The 21300-nt window shown below is 22.5% G+C and carries 22 protein-coding genes; 16 read left to right on the top strand and 6 right to left on the bottom strand.

The window, feature by feature from the left end; all coding sequences use genetic code 4:
* Nucleotides 1–15: 15 nt before the first annotated feature.
* Genes AACK83_RS06830 through AACK83_RS06875 form a run of 10 tightly spaced genes read left to right on the top strand, consistent with a single transcriptional unit; the run spans nt 16 to nt 9730 of the window.
* Nucleotides 16–174, top strand: a complete 159-nt coding sequence (locus AACK83_RS06830) for a hypothetical protein (RefSeq protein WP_338957013.1) — start codon at nt 16–18, stop codon at nt 172–174.
* Nucleotides 175–215: 41 nt separating this feature from the next.
* Nucleotides 216–404, top strand: a complete 189-nt coding sequence (locus tag AACK83_RS06835) for a hypothetical protein (protein ID WP_338957011.1) — start codon at nt 216–218, stop codon at nt 402–404.
* Nucleotides 405–421: 17 nt separating this feature from the next.
* On the top strand, nt 422–607 hold the full coding sequence (locus AACK83_RS06840) for a hypothetical protein (RefSeq protein ID WP_174480219.1): 186 nt from the start codon (nt 422–424) through the stop codon (nt 605–607).
* A gap of 17 nt (nt 608–624) precedes the next feature.
* Complete coding sequence (locus AACK83_RS06845) at nt 625–999, top strand: hypothetical protein (protein ID WP_338957002.1); 375 nt, start codon at nt 625–627, stop codon at nt 997–999.
* 18 nt (nt 1000–1017) lie between these two features.
* Nucleotides 1018–2199, top strand: coding sequence for a hypothetical protein (locus tag AACK83_RS06850; RefSeq protein ID WP_338957176.1), 1182 nt, complete (start codon nt 1018–1020; stop codon nt 2197–2199).
* A 14-nt stretch (nt 2200–2213) separates the two neighbouring features.
* The gene (locus AACK83_RS06855) at nt 2214–3911 is read left to right on the top strand and encodes a hypothetical protein (protein ID WP_338956996.1); all 1698 of its coding nucleotides are present in this window, start codon (nt 2214–2216) and stop codon (nt 3909–3911) included.
* Between the two features lie 3 nt (nt 3912–3914).
* On the top strand, nt 3915–6266 hold the full coding sequence (locus AACK83_RS06860) for a hypothetical protein (protein ID WP_338957178.1): 2352 nt from the start codon (nt 3915–3917) through the stop codon (nt 6264–6266).
* 4 nt (nt 6267–6270) lie between these two features.
* Nucleotides 6271–6393 (top strand): hypothetical protein, encoded by a 123-nt coding sequence (locus tag AACK83_RS06865; RefSeq protein ID WP_255495924.1) that lies wholly within the window; start codon nt 6271–6273, stop codon nt 6391–6393.
* An 18-nt stretch (nt 6394–6411) separates the two neighbouring features.
* Entirely contained in the window at nt 6412–7659 is a 1248-nt protein-coding gene (locus tag AACK83_RS06870; RefSeq protein ID WP_338957148.1) for a hypothetical protein, read from the top strand.
* Nucleotides 7604–9730, top strand: a complete 2127-nt coding sequence (locus AACK83_RS06875; RefSeq protein WP_338957151.1) for a hypothetical protein — start codon at nt 7604–7606, stop codon at nt 9728–9730. Before AACK83_RS06870 ends, AACK83_RS06875 begins: the two co-directional genes overlap by 56 nt.
* A gap of 87 nt (nt 9731–9817) precedes the next feature.
* Here the strand turns inward: AACK83_RS06875 and AACK83_RS06880 are convergent, their stop codons facing one another.
* The gene (locus tag AACK83_RS06880; RefSeq protein WP_338956981.1) at nt 9818–10051 is read right to left on the bottom strand and encodes a hypothetical protein; all 234 of its coding nucleotides are present in this window, start codon (nt 10049–10051) and stop codon (nt 9818–9820) included.
* Between the two features lie 296 nt (nt 10052–10347).
* On the opposite strand from AACK83_RS06880, the gene AACK83_RS06885 reads away from it, so the two are divergent.
* Nucleotides 10348–11466 carry an Mbov_0401 family ICE element transposase-like protein gene (locus AACK83_RS06885; RefSeq protein WP_338956980.1) on the top strand — a complete coding sequence of 373 codons (1119 nt, stop codon included), beginning with the start codon at nt 10348–10350 and terminating at the stop codon, nt 11464–11466.
* 574 nt (nt 11467–12040) lie between these two features.
* Here the strand turns inward: AACK83_RS06885 and AACK83_RS06890 are convergent.
* Both AACK83_RS06890 and AACK83_RS06895 read right to left on the bottom strand, forming a co-directional pair.
* Nucleotides 12041–12292 (bottom strand): hypothetical protein, encoded by a 252-nt coding sequence (locus AACK83_RS06890; RefSeq protein ID WP_338957180.1) that lies wholly within the window; start codon nt 12290–12292, stop codon nt 12041–12043.
* A gap of 175 nt (nt 12293–12467) precedes the next feature.
* Complete coding sequence (locus AACK83_RS06895; RefSeq protein ID WP_338957182.1) at nt 12468–13070, bottom strand: hypothetical protein; 603 nt, start codon at nt 13068–13070, stop codon at nt 12468–12470.
* 513 nt (nt 13071–13583) lie between these two features.
* On the opposite strand from AACK83_RS06895, the gene AACK83_RS06900 reads away from it, so the two are divergent.
* The 3 genes from AACK83_RS06900 to AACK83_RS06910 all read left to right on the top strand — a co-directional run bounded on the left by AACK83_RS06900 (nt 13584) and on the right by AACK83_RS06910 (nt 17624).
* Nucleotides 13584–15134: a hypothetical protein gene (locus AACK83_RS06900; protein WP_338957184.1), complete on the top strand. Its 1551-nt coding sequence runs from the start codon at nt 13584–13586 to the stop codon at nt 15132–15134.
* A gap of 91 nt (nt 15135–15225) precedes the next feature.
* Nucleotides 15226–16236, top strand: coding sequence for a hypothetical protein (locus tag AACK83_RS06905; RefSeq protein ID WP_338957186.1), 1011 nt, complete (start codon nt 15226–15228; stop codon nt 16234–16236).
* Nucleotides 16237–16262: 26 nt separating this feature from the next.
* Nucleotides 16263–17624: a Sapep family Mn(2+)-dependent dipeptidase gene (locus tag AACK83_RS06910; protein WP_338957188.1), complete on the top strand. Its 1362-nt coding sequence runs from the start codon at nt 16263–16265 to the stop codon at nt 17622–17624.
* Between the two features lie 52 nt (nt 17625–17676).
* Here AACK83_RS06910 and AACK83_RS06915 read toward each other — a convergent pair whose 3' ends face one another.
* Both AACK83_RS06915 and AACK83_RS06920 read right to left on the bottom strand, forming a co-directional pair.
* Nucleotides 17677–17934, bottom strand: coding sequence for a hypothetical protein (locus AACK83_RS06915; protein WP_338957190.1), 258 nt, complete (start codon nt 17932–17934; stop codon nt 17677–17679).
* Entirely contained in the window at nt 17900–18700 is an 801-nt protein-coding gene (locus tag AACK83_RS06920) for a hypothetical protein (protein ID WP_338957192.1), read from the bottom strand. The genes AACK83_RS06915 and AACK83_RS06920 overlap by 35 nt, the downstream gene beginning before the upstream one ends.
* Nucleotides 18701–18939: 239 nt before the next feature.
* Between AACK83_RS06920 and mnmA the strand changes: the two genes are divergently transcribed.
* Together mnmA and AACK83_RS06930 are read left to right on the top strand one after the other, a co-directional pair.
* Nucleotides 18940–20055, top strand: a complete 1116-nt coding sequence (mnmA, locus tag AACK83_RS06925; RefSeq protein ID WP_338957195.1) for a tRNA 2-thiouridine(34) synthase MnmA — start codon at nt 18940–18942, stop codon at nt 20053–20055.
* Between the two features lie 298 nt (nt 20056–20353).
* Entirely contained in the window at nt 20354–20626 is a 273-nt protein-coding gene (locus AACK83_RS06930) for a hypothetical protein (protein ID WP_338957197.1), read from the top strand.
* A 73-nt stretch (nt 20627–20699) separates the two neighbouring features.
* Here the strand turns inward: AACK83_RS06930 and AACK83_RS06935 are convergent, their stop codons facing one another.
* Nucleotides 20700–21173, bottom strand: a complete 474-nt coding sequence (locus tag AACK83_RS06935; protein ID WP_338957199.1) for a hypothetical protein — start codon at nt 21171–21173, stop codon at nt 20700–20702.
* Nucleotides 21174–21300: the final 127 nt, after the last annotated feature.

The raw sequence follows: 21300 nt of genomic DNA on the forward strand, positions 1-21300 counted from the left end.
AGGAGGTGAAAAATAATGAATAAAGAAAAATTACTTGAATATTACAATGATAAATTAAAACAACATGAAAAAGATTTACAAGAAATACGACTGAATGAAGGTATAGCTAAAAATATTTTAATAGACACAAAATATATGATTGAAAAAATTAATAAAGGTGAATTTGATGAATAATCAAAAATAAAAAAATAAAAAATTGAAAGGAAAATATAAAAATGAAAGAATTTTTAAAAGCACTTGAAACAATTGGAATAAGCACTGGTATATTAATTTGCAGAGAAATTATTGTTTTATTAAAACGATTTATTACAACTCCAAAACATGTTAGAGCAAATAACAAAATTATCAAACATCAAAAAAAATTAGCAAAATTAAATGAAAAGATTAATAAAGAAAATAAATAATAAAGGAGAAAAATAATATGACAAAAATTGAATTTAATGAAAAATATAGAAAACAAGATATCAGTATTGATAGAGATTTTGATTTACATATTGATAATTGTTTTAAATTTTCTGATATCAATACATTAGAAAATGCTGTTAATGATTATAAAAAACTAATAAGTGAAATGCCACAATTAGTTAAAGATTGATTATTGGGATAAGATTAGGAGAATGTTAAATGTTAGAAAATGAAAATAATGTTCAACAAACAACTGAACCTTTAACTGAAAATAATGCTCAACAAGAAATAGAAAATAAAGTTAATGAAGCAGAAAATAAGTTAAATAAACTTAATCAAGAAATTAAAGAAAAAGAAATAATTAATATATTTAAAAAATATCAAGTTAAAAGTGAATTTTATGATTTTTTAAAATTTAAAACTAATAATTTAGAAAATTCAAAAATTGAAGAAACTATTAAAAAAATCATTAAAGAACAACCAGTATTTAAAGAAACAATTAATACAGGTGGCAAACCACAAACAATAATAACAAATCAACCAAGTTCAATAAAAAGTACATTATTGGATTATAAAAAAAATAATAATTTATAACAGAAAGGAAATCAAAAAATGGCAATACAATTCAATAAAAATTTAGATAATACCGAAAAATTAGTAGAAGCACCAGAGTTTATAGAATTTTATAAACAATCAAATTCACCATGAGCAAGTTTTTTTCCTATCGAAATGGTTAATTCAACAAAAATTGAATTTATAGTTAAAAAACCAAAAAATTCAGAAATTAAAGTATTAAAATGAAATGATAAAAGCAAAGGATTAGATGTTAGTTATGCTGAAACTATTAAAATTTTAAAAGAAATTAAAGAAGAAGCAGTTGCGGGTGAAATAATTGCTAATGTTGATTTAAATGCTGAAAATGGACAAAATTTATTAAATACAATGCAATATGAAGTTGCTAATGACTTAGCAGATTATTTAGCAAATAATGATACAAATGTAATTGCAAAATATGCAACTAAAATAGACATTACTGATAAATCACCAGTAGGATATTTAAAATCAATGTTAGATGCTTGAAATACTTTATTTCAACTAAGAAATAGTAATAATTGTCGTTTTTTTATTACTAATAATCTTTATGATAGTATTGTTTATTTAGCTAATAATAAAGGATTAATTACTGATAATCAGATTGCTCAACAATTAAGATTAAATGGAAATGATTTATATATTAAAGGTGTACTATGTCAAATTGTAATGGATGATTATATGACATTTACTGATAATAATGAAACTAAAATTATGTCTTTTGTTTTAGCAACACCAAGAGCAATGAAAAGATATATGTTACAAAATACAGTTGTATATGTTCAAGATATTGCTGATGGTAAAGTTGGAAGAAGATATTTAGTTGGTGGAGAAGTAACTGGTGAATCAATACCCTATATAACAGATGAAGAAACAACTTCACGCTGAATGTTATGTGCAATTGTTAATAATGATAAAAATGATTTAAAAACTAAGATTACAAATTTAACAACTGATATTACTGCAAATGGTAATAACAATAACAATGAATTAAATACAGAAATAAAAAGTACTAATGAACTTAAATCATTAAATCCAAATTTAACAAATCCAACTATTAAATATTTTAGTGATGCACAAGGAAAAACTAATGTAAGTAATCAAAAACAAAAAGCAGGTGACTTATATATAACTATTACTGCAAATATTAATGACTTAAATTATAAAGGAACAACAAATCCAATTAAAATAACTCTTAAATAAAGGAAATTAATATCATGCCAATTGGTACAACTAGTACAGCAATACTTTTAAACATAAATAAACCAAAACATACTAGAACAAGTAACCAACAAGAAAATAAAAGTTTTTGATGAGAAATTTTAGAAATGATTGGTGTACAAGTAATAGCAGTAGCACTTGCTCCTTTTACTGGTGGTTTAAGTGAAAGTATAGCACTTGGATTAGGTGCAAGTGATTTTATTGCAAGTACTATTAATTTTGGTATTTATGCTACAACTGATTTTACTATTAATCAAGTTTATGATTATTTAAAAGGAAATGTAACACCATTAAATACTTTTTTTAATATATTACCTGCATTTGTTGGAATTAATAAAATTAGTCGTGGTTATCGTACTACTAAATTTATTAAGTTAGCACAAAAAACTAAAACATTAGAACAAATTGGTGTTAAAGAAGCAAAAAATTTACAAGAAATTATTAGTCAAGTAAGTGGAAAAGAAATTTTAACAGATAAAATCATTGGTAATAAACGTTATTTATTTAATTATAGTTTGGCACCTAATCGTGAAACAATAACACAAAATTTAGGTTATGTTGCTGAAAAACAATTTAAAAATAATTTTAAATCTTTAAAATCACAACAAATAAAAGAATATTTATCATTACAAAATACATTAATAAAATTAAGTCCACAATTAACTCCAAAGTTTAAAATTAAAGATATTGAAAAAGCAAATAACTTTTTAAAAAAATATAATACTGAATTAAAAGAAGTATTAAAAATGAACCAACATGATTGATTAAATTTAGTTCATACAATACATACAGAGAATAGATATGGAAAAACTTTAATTTTAGATTTACAAAAAATTCGTGCTAATGCTATTAAATTTAATTTTAAAAATAGTTCAATTCATAAAATTGTTTTAAATGCAAATAAAATTTTTAAGTATTTTGATATTAGATTTTATTTAAAAAAAGGTTTAAATAAATTTTGAAAAGATACACCATATTTTGAAAAATTACGAGAAAGTATATATAAATTACAAGAAAAATTTGAAAAATTAGAAAAACAAGCATTTGAAAAAATTAATAAATTAAAAGAAAAAGCAACAGATTTATTTACTAGTGCAGAAAAAAGAGCAATTAAACATGCACAATTAATTCCACTAAATTCACCAGTATTTATGGGTTGTAAAATTCAACCTTTATCATTAGACAAATGTGCAATTACTATTTATCATCGTAATCCTAAGTATAAACCAATTACAGTTGTTGATAGTATTCTTAAAGCAAAAACTTTTGTTACTCAAATACATCCATTTCATTGATATCGTTGATATAGTGGTTGATACATTGGTTATGGTGTTAATCGTAATAAATGATTAAAAGCAATAGCATTTGCTCCACCAGTGGTGCAACAAGTAATTAGAGATAGTTTTAAAGTATATAGAGAAATATTTAGAACTATTAGAACTTATCATAAAGTAGTAAATGTTATTAATAATCCTATTGAAAATATTAATAAATCATTTAAAAGTGTTGGTTTAAAATTTTCAGTTAATACTTTATTTGGTACTGGACTATTACATCATTTAGAAAAATTTGCATATAGTCAAGTTGTAGAAAAAGGTAAGAAAAAATTACAAAAAGAAATTATCCATATATCACATAGGAAAACTAAAACAAAAACTAAACATTATAAAAAAGCATTTTTTAAGGAATGATAAATTATGATTAATAAACTTTGAACTGATGTCAGTCTTGAAAATTATAATAACTGATATCCATTAACTGGAAAAATTACAGAAACTCCACCGCAATATATAAATACATGACCTAATGTAAAAGACTGATTTACAACTTTTGCTATTCGCGCTCAAAATGATATTAATGCTTATCTTGATTTTATTTTATCTAAATTTCCTTTTGATAGTTTTAAAGATGAATTAATTAAAGAAACATTAAGAGATATGGTTTATGTAATGGTTGAACATTGAGTATTTAATCGTACACCAATTGAATTTAATGTTGATGCTACTATTCAATTCAATAATGGTACATCATTTAATGCAAGTAGTATTCCTACAATTAATGTTTGAGATTTAGCACCAAGTAGAATGAAAATATGAGCAAGATTAACAGAATTAAAACAAGTATTTTCAAATTATAATCAAGATGAAATAGATATTGAAAAAATTGACTTAAAAGTATTTTATACTAGAAATCAAGTTGATGAATTAATTAAAGAACAAAAAGAATTTACATTATCAAAACAAATAAAATTATATGATGATTTAGTTAATGATAACGAAAATGAGATATATAGGGGTCGTGTTACAAACTTTATAAATAAAGGTTATGTTGCAACTGATTATGACCCAAAAACTGAAACAATGATTTTAGATTGACCTGATGAAATTGGTACATTACCACCAGAAGCATTACAAAATAATCCACAAATTGGTGATTTTACTCATGCTGCGACTGCTGACTTTTCTGCTAAACAACAAAAAAGAATTACTACTAATGAAAATAGTATTAAATTATTAGAAAATAAAGTTGATATTAATAAACAAAATATTGATGATATTAAAAATAATTGATTTAATATTGAAACTAGTCCTTTATGAAAAAAAGTTAAAAATGAAAATATTAAAACAGATATATGATATATTATTGATTGAACATATTATTTTATCGATAGTAAACAACTTATTATAAGTAATAATAAATTAACTAAATCTAATATAAGAATTACTAATCATCAAATAGAAAATAGACAAATAATAATTGAAAAAATTGATGTTAATATTGACAAAGTAATGTTATTATATGATGATAATTTAATAAAATTTATTGTTGCTAATAGCACAAAAAAGTATACACCAATAATTCATAATATATATCAATATCAAGGTACTGGAACACCAACTGAATTTATAGCAGAAGAAAATACTGAACGTGATTATTATACAAAACTAGAAACTAATAATTTATTAGATAAAAAACAAGATAAATTATCTTTAATTAAAGAAGATATTACTTATAAAGTTTTACAATATAGAGAATTAGGAACTGGTTTATTTACGGGTGATTTAGATATTCCACCAACTAAATTTATTAAACAATGAATTAAAGATAGTGGTGGTGGAGTTGACCCAACTAAATATTATACAAAACCAGAAATTGATAAAAAATTAGAAGATGTAAAGTCACAATTCCCTATTGCATTTCAATTGAATGCTGTAAGTCAAGAAATCCCTAATTTAGAAACTATTAATAAAACTGTTGCTGGTGCTATTAATGAAAATAAAGCAAATATTGATAAAAAACAAGATAAAGAAATATGAAAAGTAATAAGTAAAAGTAAAAATAATCGTGAATGAGATACGTTTGAAATTAATTTTAATACTGTATATAGAGTAATTATAACATTAGATGAATTACCAGTAAATCAAGCAAATATAAAGCATAAAGTAGAATTTAAAACTGGTAATTATTTAGGTGGAGATTATTTACTTGCAAAATTTAAAATTAAAGATGAAGATGTAATATTAACTTTAACTGTTAGAGAAAGTAGTTTTAATTGTAGTTTATATTTAAAAGGTGGAGATATTAATTATGGTGCTATTCTTTCATTAGAAGAATTACAAAATACAATTAAAGTTGATGTTACACCAAAAATAAAAATTAATTCAAAAAGTTTAGAAACAAATGAAGTTGAAGAAAATTGTTGAGATATTGAATTACCAGATAATCCAACACCAAGTCCAAATAATCAACAATGAAAAGATGTAGGAACAAGAGAAAAAAATAAATGAGATAATTGACAAATTACTTATGATTTTATAGTTAATAAACATTATAGAGTTTATTATTCTTGAAGTATATATAATCCAGTTTATACTATTCAAGAATTTATTATAACGGATAACAAAATTGCTGGTGTACCAATACAAACCTTTAATGATAGTGTTAATATAGTAATTTTATCAGTTCAACATGCTAAATTGATTACTATTTATAGTGGAAAAGGTAATTTAAAAGGTAATGTATGAAAATTAGAAGAATTACAGGAATAATATTATGTTTTTTAAAATTATAAAAATTATTTTAGGTTTAATTGGAGTAATTCTATCATCAGCAACTGCTGGTTTAATTATATTCATTATTGTAAAAATTATATTAAAAATTAATCAAATATTTTAAAGAAAGGTGGTGAATATTATGCTAAGTTTATTTAAAAGAAAAGAAAAAAATAATATTAATGATAATCAAAGTGAAAAATTAAAATTTTTAACTAATAAAAATAAAAGTACACATGCTTCTATTTTAAATTATTTTGGTTTTAATGATTTTAACCATGAAACTTATTTTACTGATTTTGTAGCAGAAAATAATGCTAATTTATATAATGCTCCATTAGAAATTAATAATGAAACCATTAAACAATATTTAATTCAACAAGAATTTTATAGAAAAAATTGAAATTCTATTTTTAAATTAAGTAAATTAGGAATTAGTGGTTATTTAATTTATATTGCAAATGATAATTTATATTTTCAAGTAGTTGATATACAACAAAGAGTTTATGATATTACTGGTAAATTAATTGAATGTACTATTTTTTATGATAGTTATCAACAAAATGCACAAACTGTAAGATTATTCGAAGTTTATACATTAAATAATGAACAAGTAACAATTAATCGTGCAATTTATAGTATTAGTGATAATAAAAAACAATTTCCATTAGATTTTAAATCATACATTAATAATCCTAATTTATCACAAGAACAAACATTAAACATTAACTATATACCAATAGCAATTATGAGAAATAAAGCAAATGAACAAGCAGATTGTGATAAAGTAATGGATAAAATTAAAGCATTAGATGTTATTTATGAACAAATTGTTTTAGATACTATTTTAAACTCACCTAAATTTATATTTAGTCAAACTTATGGTAATGTTCAATCAGCATTAGAAGAAGCAGTAAGAACTTTGGTTACTAAAAACTACATATTTAAAAGTGGTGGAGATAATAATGAACAAAACGAAAATATCAATATGACAAATAGTAATTTTAAAGGTAAAAATTTAACTGATATATATGATTGAAATGTTAATGAAATATTTAAACGTTGTGGTATTCATATACCAAGTCAAAAGAAATCTGCACAACAATCAGTTCCCGAAAGTACAGCAGTTAATATTTCAACTATTAATTATATTGAACAAAAATTATGACAATTTAATATTGATATTCTTAAATTTATTCAAATATTAGTGAAAATTGATAAAGATTTATTAAATAGTAAAACATTTAATATTAATGATGAACAAGAAATTAATAATTTAACAGTTAAATTAAAATTATTTAATCCCGAAAATAACCAATTAATAGGAGATAACAATGGAAAACAACAACAAACCACAAACGAAGTTTCCACAGAAACAGAAGCAAACTAAACTTAATCAAGCAGAAGTAGAAAATGATTATTTAATTGATAATATTCCATATGATTTTACTAATATGATGGGTGCTACTAGTGACCCAGATATTAATAGAGCATACGATGAATTTAAAAAAAGAACAATTTATATTTATGAAATTGAGCGTTTATTTAAAAATAATGAAAATAATAGTTTAAGATTTTCAGCAAATACTATTAAAATAGGTTTTATTGATATTGATAAAGTATTAAAAACTACTGCTGCTGAAACATCAGACTTTACTATGCAATTAAATCAAAGAGCAAGTACTAATATTAATGATAATACAATTGAATATAGTATGACTGATATTAAAAATTTAATATTTCAAGAAATAAATTTATTAAATCAATTTAAGTTATATGCAGTATCTATTAATGAACCATTAACTGAAAATAATATTGATAATTTATATATCATTAATAACTATTCACAACCTTATCAAAATCCAAAAACAAGAAGTACTAAAAGTATTACTATTATTAAAATTAAAGATTTTAAAACAAGAGATGGTTATCCAATTATTATTAAATTACAAAAACCATTAGACAAAGATACCAAGGTTAAAAGTATAACTTTAAAATTTCCTAAAACAATGTTATTTGGCAATATAAAAGTAAATGGTGAAATTGATGGATTAAAAGTATCACCAAATTTATTAATTGCTGATGATAACCAATTATTTCCATTATATGCTTTACCAATTCAAACTCAACCAAAAGTTAATATTTTACAACAATGATTTAGTGACCAAATTTTAGAGTGAAATATTGCTAAAAATTTCATTAATCAAAATTCTATTTTAGAATATTTAGATATTGGTGAAATTATACCTAATCCACCATCACAAGAATTTAAACACGTTAAAAAAATTGAATTAAAAAATGTTGAAACAATCGTTACTAATGAAAAAAACCAACAAACTAATATTCAAAAAGAAATGAATTTTATTTTTTCAAAAAATGATGAAAGTAGTTATATTTCAGCAGATACTGATACTTCATGTGGTCCTAACTGTCCTAGATTATTAGAAAATAAAAAGTGAACTATTAAAGTTGCAGAAGGACAAGCAACTGCACAAACACATTGAAAAATCAATGAAATTGATAGTGTAGTTTTAACTTACGATAAAATTAAACCAACTACAACATTGGGAAAATTATTAATGGATATGTTAGGTTATACTTATAATTATCAAGCAAATTTTAAAGGTTATGACCCAAAATATGATGCAAATCCAGATGTTAAAGAAACACCTGATATTACAAAATTAAGAAATGAGTTTGAAAATCAAAAACCACATGATGTAATTAATAATTTATTTGAACAATGAAAATTAGACAATCCTAATTTTATTAATAATTCAAAAGTAAAAATTTTTAAACAAGTAATTATGATGTTATCAAATTGTATACTTTCTTATTTATCAATTAATAAAGGTTTAGATGATGACTATAAATTATTATTACCTTATTACTTTGAATTAAAATCAAAACCAACAAGAAAATCAAGTCATGATAGATGAAGTTTTGATAATGTTTATGTTGTTTTAAAATCTGAGTATTTTGATTTTACTGACCCTAATAATATTAAAGTTAAAAATAAGAATATTAGTCAAAATGAATGATTTAAACTAAGTAATAACCAATTTAATTGATTATCATTAACTAATAATCTAGAAAGTAATAACATACCTTCATTATTACCACAAGATATTAGTTTAAATAATGGTGAATATGGTAAATATATGGTTAAAAGTATAATTAATAACGTTTTAGAGTTATTAAAATTATTTAATAGTCAAAAACAATATTTTTCAAGTTGAGATTGATTTAATTTCGTGCAAAAAGATTATTTTAGTAATGAAATTAAATTCAATATAGAAAAAGAAATTTCTAATTTACATAAACTAGAAATTTCCGGAATTTTTGGTATTGGTAATTATGATATTCTGCTAGAAACAGAAAGTAAAACCATAAATATTAATAATATTCAATTATTTAATTCAAATGATGAAACATTATCTTATATTAATATTGAAATTTAATTATTAAAATATCCATTAGGATAAGTACCATCTCATTTGATATCTGTTTTATCACCTTTTTTATTTGCAAAATATAATGAAATTATATTATGGTCATAACGATGTTCTCATATAGTTGCCCCCCCAGACTGCTGTATGGTCGGGTTTTAAATAAAAACTTAATTTTTGTCTTCCGTCTTTACAAGCAAGACCTAATGCTGTTGCTGAAATAATAAATAATACAGTCATAAATGTAGATATACCAATAAATATATTCCTTTGTGTTTTTCTTTGTTTTGCTATATTTTTAGCATAATGTAATTCAGAATTTTGTTCATTCATGTTTAATTACTCCTTTTTTCTTAATTTTATTTCTAAATTGTACTATTTTTCATTATTTTTACAAGTATGCTTTTAAATGCAAAATAACGCCTAAATTAAAGGCGTTTATTTTATGATACCTATACTATTAATTATATTGAAATTGTTTATTATATTTTAAATATGAAAGTCGTTTTTTAAAAAGTTTTGATTTAATTTTAAATTACACTTATATATGTTTATAATAAAAAAGTAAATTAATTTTTTAAATATATTTACAATAAATTTAAAATTTAAAAAAAGTTAGGAGAAAAAATATGAGTTTTAATTATTTATGAACTTTAAAAGAAGCAACAAAAAGAATGTATCAATCATTTAGAGATGATGTAAAAAATCAATGAGAAAAAACAGATTGAAGAATCTTAAAAGAAAGAGATAGAAAATATATCCCCGTTAAAATTAAAACAAGAACTAGAAATACTATCAATGGTCTTGTTACTTATAAATGTCGTGATTATAAATATTATGATGAACAATTAAAAAAATGAGTTCCTATTTGTTTATTAGATGAAAAATTGCAATTACCTAAATACAAAAGGACTTGTCAGGATATCAAAAATAATGTTATTGAACATTTTGCAGATGGAAAAAGGTATATTGACATTTTACATACTATGAAACAAACAAAATTTAGCACAACAAGTATTAGTAGATTATTTCAAGAATATCAAGTTAGTAAATTAGATGTTCCTAAAATAAAATTAGAACCAAATCAATTTATTTATATTAGTATTGATGATGGACATCGAAAGTTTTGAAAATTTAAACGAAATTCTGGTAAATATTCAATGCGTTTAGTGTTATTTTGTACAGATAATGTTAATCATAAATTAGTTAATAAAAGAGTAGATGTAATAATAAGACCAACAAAAACTAAAATTGGAGTTCAAAAAACTGCTGAATTTATTTTAGAACAAGGAAATAGATTTTTTGAAAATTTTGACCAAGCAAAAATCATTATTTGTGGTGATAGTGCAGAATGAATTAAAGATGTTGCTAATTATTTAGATGCACAATTTGTTTTAGATAAATTCCATTTAGTTAAAAAGTTGTATGTAGGAATTATTGCTGGAAACAAAGGAAAATATTTTGAAGAATATAATACTTGTAGAAACTTTATTGAAAATGGTCAATATGATGAATTAATAAAGTATATGAATGAAATATTAAAAAATCATAAAAAATTAAAAAAACAATATTTTAAAAATAATAAACAAGGAATTGAAAATCAAGGTGCAAAATGAAATATTGGTACTTTTGCTGAAAGTAATATTTGATATATTTTAAAAGAAATGCTTGGTAATAGAACATATAGCATAGATATTTATATTAAAATGGTTATTTTTAAGTGTAATCTTGTCAATTCTAAAACATAATCAAAATTTTTATTTTTATTAAAATATTAAAAACTTATTAATTAAAAGTTAATAAGAATTTTTGTTGTGTATTTATATTAAATTTTCTTATTGATTTTTTAATATTTGTATTTTAATTAAAATTAATTTAATTTAGTAGTAATATTTACTTACAATTGCATATAATTACAATTATTTCTTGTCTATAATTTTAAAGAAATGTTTAAAAAGTAATTATATCCTCCGTTTTTGTTACCGTCCCTAATTTTAGCAATAGGAGATGTAGCACCCCACGCAATAAAAAATATTAAACCATGAAAAATCTTTCATATAAACCTTTTAAAAATTCAATATTTATCTTGTACTTCTTCTATAATATTTTCTTGTTTTTGATTTGTAATAGTTCTTACAAATTCTAAAAATGGTGTTCTAATGATAGTTGTATGTTTAGATTCTTTTTTTATAAGCTCTTCATTATTTTTAATTTCATTTAAAAATTGCTTATAACGTAAATGTCTAATTTGTTGAACAATTTCATTATTTTCAAAATAAATTAATAATTCTCAAACTTTTTTTCTTTTATCATCATGTAATCTTAATAAAAAAAGGTTTTATCTTTTATTTTTACTATTTCATCATAAATAAAATAGTTTTCATTATTTGGTTTTTCGATAATTGTTCTAAATTGAAAACATTTTTTATCTTTTTCATCAAAATGATTTTCAAATTTACATGTTTCACCATGATGTCAATTTTTATGACACCTAATAAAATTTTTAGTAAATCATGTTAAATCTTCTACATTTCTTAATTCTTCTTCAATAATAGTTTTTGTTTGTAAACTCATTTTGATTCCCCCTTATTTAAATAAAAACCCATTATTTTAAAAATAAAAAACAATAGGTTTATTTAGTTTACACTTATTTTTGCTAAAGTTTTAAAATTATGCAATAAACTTTTTAATATTTTACAAATATAGAAAAAAAGATTTCAATTGAAATCTTTTTTCCATATAATATTTTTTACAAGTTTGGTAAGTTTAATTTAGATTTAACTGTTGATGATTGAGTTTGTAAATCAATTGCACTAATTTCTTTTTTTTCGATGTCATCAAAATCACTATCACATTCTAAATTACTTTCTAATTCATTAATTTTGTATTTTAATCTTTCTGCCAAATTCATATTGGAACTTTCAATATCATTTATTTTAAATCATTTTCCATCAAATAATAATTCATATACTATTGTTTCTTCAGATTTATCATTTGTATTTAATAAACCAGAATAATTAGATTCCTCTTTATTTGGATTTTTCAAAGTAACACTTAATTTATACATACCAAATGATAAACATAGTTCATCAAGGGGTAAAGAAATATTTTTAGTTCAAATTATTTGCTTAGAATCTTTATTAATACAGTTCAATACTACTGATTGTAAACATTCTTTTTCTAATCCTAATAATTGCTTTGAAATAGTTATTTCTGTTGTTAATTCTTTACGAAATACTTGTGTTGCTGCTACTCAAAGTATTTTTAACGCAGCCGCTTTTTTATTAGGTGATGTTTTTAACTTTAATCTATCTAAATGACTAATCTTTGTTTGACTTTTTTCTTTATTCATAAATTTTCTCCATTCAAATTAATAATCTTATTTAATTTTATTATATGACCAAGTTCTCCATTAATACCTAATATTTTAACTATTAATAAATTCATTATTTAAATAACATAGTTATTCGAAAATTATTATTTTTATTTATTTTACTGTTTTATTTAACATATCTTTTTATCTTCCTTTTCTCTAAAACTTTAATTTAATAAAAATTCCTAATATAGATAAATTTCTATATTAGGAATTAACTTTATTAAATTAGTAATTAAAATTATAGTTTATTTTTTTAGTCTATCAATAAATATGCTTATTACTAATTTTATTAACACTATAAAATGTAAGTAAATATTATCATCTTAATAAAAAGACTTTCATTTTATTTAAAAACTAATATTAATAGTCAATAATATATTAATATTATTCATTTTTCCAGTCCAATTAATTACACGACACTATCTTAATTTTTAATTTGATATAATTATAAAAAGAGTAAGTATATTAAAAATAGATTGGGGTATTTTTATGATAGAGGAAATAAATTCTAGTTCAATGAAAGAACCAAAAATTTATCGTATTGGTCTATATAGCAAATTAACAATTCTTATTAATGGCCTTCTAATTACTACGAGTTTAATGATAGGTTGGGCTTTATGAGCAACTATTGGTCGAGATGCAATTGATAACTATATTAAATGATTCAATAATCCACAACAACCTAATTCTAATTTACAAATTAGTTTCAATATAATAAGTATTATTGTTTTCATAGTCTCTGGTTTATCTTTAGCATTAGTAGTCGTACCTTTTATTTTTTTAAAAACTAAAAATAGTGTATCAGCACTTTTTTGTTTAATAAGTTTTATTTTTTCAGCAATATTTGTTATCTTTCTTATTGTATTTTTTATTTTTAGATTTAAAACTTTTACTTTCTTAGCTAATAAAAAAGACGGCGAAATAATAAATACAACTGGTAACTTTCTAATAGCTTTTTTACCATGAATGTTGGCTGAACTATTTGCAATACTTTTATTAATCCACAGTCTCTGATTAATTATTAATATTTCCTCTAAATACAAATCAAATACACTATTAATGCCTATTGCTAAACCAAAAGCAAAACAAGAAACAGTAATAGCAAAACAAGAAGTTGATGATACGATAACGCTTCCTAACGTCGTACCAATACCAGTACCTCAAAATAATGAAGAACAACAAGTAGCAAACCAAGAAACTAACAATACTGTTCTTAAGCAAGATCTAACACAAGAAAAAATAATCACTAACCCTTCAACAGCAACTGTCCATTATACTAATCATGAACTATCACAAACACCAACGCAAGGTGCTTATCATGCCGAAACTGTTTCACCAACACCAGGTACTCTTACTAATCTTAAATCCGAATCTATTACAAATGAAGAAGAAATTAATGATAATATCGAAAATGCAACAATATATTCAGAACCAACAGTTGAAAAAACAAGTGTAGAAGATACAACAATATATTCAAAATCACCAACAACAGAAAGTAATATTAATAGCGAAACTAATTACCAACCAAAAAATCAAGGTGGTTTTGATGTTAAAGACAGTAGTTATTCTGAATCTGAAACATCTAATTTTAATGAACAAGCAACAACAATAACTGTTGAAGAAACACAACCAATAATAGAGAAAACAAATACAAATACAAAAAAAGAAACAATCGAAGTGCAAAAAGTTACTACTCACCATTGAACATTAGAACAAATTGAAGCTGTTTGAGAAAAAGCGGAAATAATTGATGGTGTTAGTGATAAATTATATCGTAAAGATTATGCTGGTGCTTGAATGTTTCGTGATTCATTTACCACTGATTATAGCGCAGCAGATAACTTAGAAACTTACTCTTGAACTATTGTTCTACATCGTCCTACTAGTCAACAAGGAACAACTGAATTATATAATCTAGATCCAATGAATATTGTTAATGCAAAAAGTAAAGGTGAAAATTACCCTTCTTGAAAAACTAAAATTTCTTCAAAAGGAAATAAAAATATTGCAAAAGAACAACATTGAAAAGCACGAACATAAATATAATAAAAAAGATTTATTTTAAAATAAATCTTTTTTATTATATTTAATATTTAATAGTAATTTAAAATAAATATAGTATCATTTATTTATGAATACACAAACTACCATTGAACATTTATATATAGAAATACCTAATTTTAAACATGAAGTAAATACTAACTATTCTTATTTTATAGAAAGTATTAAAAAAGAATTAACAAAAATAATAAATAAATACCAATTAAACTTAAAAACAATTTATCTTGCTAACAAAAATAAGTCAGTTTTACCAATTAATTTTTTAGAGCAATTATTAATAATACTTAAACCATTGACAACCATTATCAAAGAATACAACTTTGAATGTACTATTAATAATACCAATTTCACAACTCTACAATTATTTTCCAAATTTCAAATTAATCGTTTAATTTGAAAAATAATTAGTTTTCAAAATCAATTAAATAACAAATTTAATTATCAACAAAGTATAAAAATTATTAATGATGCTATTAACTTAAAAATTAATAATTTCTCAATTGATTTAAAATATAATCTTCCTCATCAAACAGTAATTGATGTTAATAATGATTTACAAATATGTATGCAATTAAAAACACCTCACATTAGCTATGATAGTTATAATCACAAACAAAATCTTACTATTAAAAGATATATTAATAATTTCTTAAAAAAGCACAAATATGATAACTATGAATACTATAGTTATAGTAAAAATACTAATAATCAATCAAAATATATTATTGCATATTGTTTATTAGAAAACTATTATGGAATTGGTCCAAATGCTGTTTCATATATTAAAACAGAAGATAAAGCAATAATAATTACTAATAGCAATAACATTAATAATAACAATCAAAAAAATAGTATTTTATCAACAAATGAAATTTTAATCCAAAAATTAATACAAGGTTTATTACTAAAAAAGGGAATAAAATTTAACAAAAATGATAATATTCTAGAGCAGCCACTGATTAGTAAATTAATCAAAAATAAACAAATAAAAATAAAAAATAATCATTTATCTTGCACAAATAGTTCCTGATTATTGTTAAATGATTTAATAGTTGATATTATAACTAATACTACTATTTAAATTTATATATCAAGGAGTGAATAAATATGGAATTCAATGAAAAATTGCTAAAAGAAAAATATTTTCCACAAGCACTAACAAAAATAAAAGAAATTGTTAAAATTCAATCATATGCTCAACCACCCACAACAGCAGCACCTTATGGGCCTGGTGTTAAGGAAGTATTAGATTATGCTATTAATTTAGGACAAGAATTAGGTTTTAAAACTTATCGTGATAAAAACAATAAGTATGGATATTTAGAATATGGTGATGGTAAAGAAATATTTGCCATGTTAGGTCATCTTGATGTTGTACCACCAGGTAATTTAGAAGAATGAAAAATTCCACCTTTTTCGCCAGAAATTATTAATGATATTTTATATGGACGAGGTGTATTAGATGATAAAGGTCCAACAATTATTATTCTATACTGTTTAAAATATTTAAAAGATCATGGCTATCAACCAAATCGTCGAATTAGAGTTATCTTTGGTTTAACTGAAGAAACAACATGAGATTCAATTAACACATATATGAAGCAAGAAGGTACTCCAACTTTTGGTTTTACTCCTGATGGTATGTTTCCGCTAGTATATGCTGAAAAAGGAATTATTAACTTAGATATTATTGGTACAGGTCATAAATCCATTGTTATTAATGCAGGTGATGCTTACAATGTCACTTGTTCTACTAGTAATATTAATGGTGTTGATATTGAATCATTTGTTAAAATTGGGAAAAATAAGAAATATCGAATTGAAAATAATAATCAACAAATTACCATTCATGGTAAACCAGCACATGGGTCACGACCAGATGAAGGAATTAATGCAGGATTAAGAAGTTTATTAATTTTAAATGAACTTAAAGTTGAACATAATCTAATTAAATTTGTTGGTGATATTTTACAAGAAGATACTGCTTTAACAAAATATTTTGGTGATTTAGATGATGAATCTGGAAGTTTTACTATTAATGTTGGCATTGTTGAAATTAATAGCAAAAGTTCAAAATTAGGATGTAATATCCGTATTCCAGTTAAAACTGATTTACAAGAAATTTTAAATAGATTAACAAAAATATTAAAACCTTATAATTTAACAATAAAACAACAACATTATGATAAACCATTATATATGCCACAAGAATCAACAATTGTTATTAAATTAATGGAAATTTATCAAGAAGTTACTGGTGATAAAAAAGCAAAACCAATTGCAATTGGTGGTGGAACTTATGCTAGAGCAATGCCAAATTGTGTAGCATTTGGTGCGATATTTGATCATACTAACTCAACTGAACATCAATATAATGAATGTATTAAAGTTGACGAATTATGAAAATCAATTTTAATTTATGTACGTGCTATTAGTACACTGGGAAGTTTAGAAATTGGTAAATTATAAAAAAAGTTAGAATAGTTTATTCTAACTTTTTATATTTTCATTCAAATAAATTTTATGCAATTGAAAGAGTTCTAGAACAACCAACAAAAGCAGGACCATTAATACTATTAATAACACTTACCAATTCATCATTAAAGTTATTACTTAATTGTCGTTCATCACTACTATTAATACTCATATAATTACTATTAGTTACTATTTCCTCTAATTCATTATTTGGAGTAGACGTAAAAAATTTCTGTCATTGTTTTTTAGCATATTTATTTAATACTTTATTACCAATAGTATCATTGATAATTAAACCAAACATAATTTAAAAGACTCATACATTTTGATTGTTGAGAAAGTAATGATTCTAACTCATCATTTTCATTATTATTATTTAAACAATTAAAATATCTTTTGAAAGCAAACCACATATGTGTTTTTGTTAAATATTCTATACCCTTATCTATTAAGATAGAAGTATAACATAAAACTTCTGCTCGTATAATTGTTGATAAAATATTTGGGCCATAAATAATTTTACTTCAATATTCAGCTAAACTAGTTAAAGAACCAACTGAATACATACTAGAAGCCGTAATCATAAAATGATTCGAAATTCAATATCCAGCTTTTGCTATTAGCATTTTTCCAAAGATAGCTGTTTTTGAAAGACATGAATAACCTTCTTCAACACCAATTTCGGGATATAAAGATAAAAGCGGACTCATTTCTTGATCAGCAGTTCTATTAAATATTGTTCTTCCCTCTTGTCAAATTTTTTCTGCGCCCCATTTTCATAAATTCATTGCTTGTGTACTAATTACCAATTGTACTGGAGTTACTCCAAAATCAACTAAATTATTTAAAGGATTTACTTTATTTCAATCAAATGATCCAATACTAGTAACTGCTACCTGAAATACTCGTTGTACAGTTTTCAAACCAACTGCTGCTGTTAATAAACTAGCTGTTCCAATTATTTTTTTAGTATCTGATCATATTAAACTACTTCAACTATTATTAATAGTATTTGCTTCTATATTGCTATCTATATCATTATTTATTAATAACTCTTCTTCTTGTGGCATTTTTTCTTTTCTCTCTATTTCTTTATTAAAACATAAAAAACACATTAGTAACAAACTTTACAAAAGTGGTTATAAACCATATTTTGTTAAATTGCTTTTATGTGTTTTAACATTAGTATAAAGGATTATCACTTAATAATCAATATATAAATTCAATAATTTAAAAATATTTATTTGGGTATTTATTATATATTTGTTACAATTATTAAGCATTTATGAAAAGTATTAAGGAGTAAAAAATGACAGAAAAAAAACGCATTGTTGTTGGTATGAGTGGTGGTGTTGATTCATCAGTAACAGCAGCACTTTTACAAGCAGAAGGCCATGAAGTTATTGGTCTTTTTATGCGTAATTGAGATTCACTTTTAAATAATGATTTACAAGGTAACAATAATCAAGATATTTGTCCACAAGAACAAGATTATCTTGATGCTTTAGCTGTTTGCCAAAAATTAAATATTAAATTAGAAAGAATTGATTTTGTTAAGGAATATTGAGATAATGTTTTTACTTATTTTCTTGAAGAATTTAAAAAAAGTCGTACTCCTAATCCCGATATTCTATGTAACAAATATATTAAATTTGATGCTTTTTTAAAATATGCACAAAAAAATTTACAAGCAGATTATATTGCAATGGGGCACTATGCACGAATTAACTACAATCCAATTACTAAACAATATCAGTTATTAAAAGGAATTGATGATAATAAAGATCAAAGTTATTTTTTATGTCAATTAACACAAAAACAATTAAAATATAGTTTATTTCCTTTAGGTAATAAAACTAAAACTGAAGTTAGGGAATTAGCAAAAAAATATAATTTACCAACAGCAACAAAAAAAGATTCTACTGGCATATGTTTTATTGGTAATCGTAATTTTCAGACATTTTTAACAAATTATTTACCAGCTAATCCTGGCAAAATTGTTGATATTAATACCAAAACTACTATTGGTAATCACAATGGTGTTTACTACTATACACTTGGTCAAAGAAAAGGTATTAATCTTTCAGGAATGAAAGTTCCGTATTTTGTTGTTGAAAAAGATGTTACTAATAATATCCTTTATGTTGCTAATGATAATGAAAATAAATGACTAATGAATAGCGGTTGTACTGTTAAATCATTGAATTGAATTAATAATAGTACATTAAAAAACTCTTTAAAATGTAATGCAAAATTTCGCTATCGTCAATCTGATATTGCTGTTATTATTAATTTTATTAATAACGATGAAATTAAGGTTGAATTTTCAGAAAAGATACGTGCTATTACGCCCGGTCAAACCGCTGTTTTTTATGATGGTGATATTTGTCTTGGTGGTGGAGTTATTGATCAAATATTTCGCTAATCAATTATTAAAAAACTAATATAAATGATAAAATTTTTAATTGCATATTTTTTTATAATTTTCAAGATTCAAAAATTACTATTAAACTATTTTTTTAGTTTTTAGATACTTTTATTGCATTTTCTTTTTTACGTTTTTAAAATATAAAATAACCTATTATTATAAAAGTTATAGAAAAAAACAAAAAGAGATTTTAATGAAAAAAAATATTAACAATATTAACTACCTTAGCATTTACAATAACTATTGAAAATTGTATTAGTAATTTTAACTTAAGCACAATCACATTACAAAATGATTGTTTAAAAAAAATAATGTTCATCAAAGCAATAATGATTTTATTTTTTCTGATTTATATAAAAATAATAAAGGCAAAATATATGTAATAACTAATGATGGTATTTATAAATATACTAATGATAAAAATACATTCATAAAAATGAAAGGCATAAATGGATTAATAATAAGTTTAAAATTTGATGCAAAAGATAAGATTAATGCTTTAAAAACTAATGACATTTATAAATGTCTAGTCAATAAAAATGATAATATGGGAATATTTAATCAGTAAAACCTAATTATAATTAAGCAATATTTAGTTTTTATTTTGATATTTTTTTCTAAAATTAAATTTTAAAAAAATATTAATTTAAAATTCGTGGTTTAGATTGAAAAGTATTACTAATACCATTATTACTACTATTACTACTATTACTATCAACAGTATTATTTATAATTGGCTTAATACGCATATCAAATATAGTAATAGCAACATTTTTAATACTAATAAAAAATTGCTTTAAAAAATCTAATTGTTCAAATGTAAAATTTAGTTCTTGATTAGTAATCAAATCATTAATTTTTTTAATATCATAATTATTTTCATAATACACAGCAAAATTATCACATTGATTTTGTTTGATCAACATAAAAAAAGAATTAATAGTATTATTATCCAACTCTTCAATTGGTAATGCTTTTAAAATTTTAGGTTCAGTATCATTATAAGTTGTTGTTACTTTATATAAAATTTTTAAATCATTATCAATTTTATATTTTTCTAATTTATAATTTTTTAATTGATTGTTATCATTAACATAATATGATTTGTTTGCCATTTGATTACCACCTTTAAATAAAATAAATCCTTTTTCAATTTAAATAAATGAAAAGAGATTTAAAAAATCAAGTATTAGTTCTTATTTAATTTTACAACTAAATTATTTAGAAATAAAGTAAATCTAT

It is taken from the genome of Spiroplasma endosymbiont of Tiphia femorata, from assembly GCF_964020225.1.
In the GTDB taxonomy this organism is placed as follows: Bacteria; Bacillota_I; Bacilli_A; order Mycoplasmatales; family VBWQ01; genus Spiroplasma_E.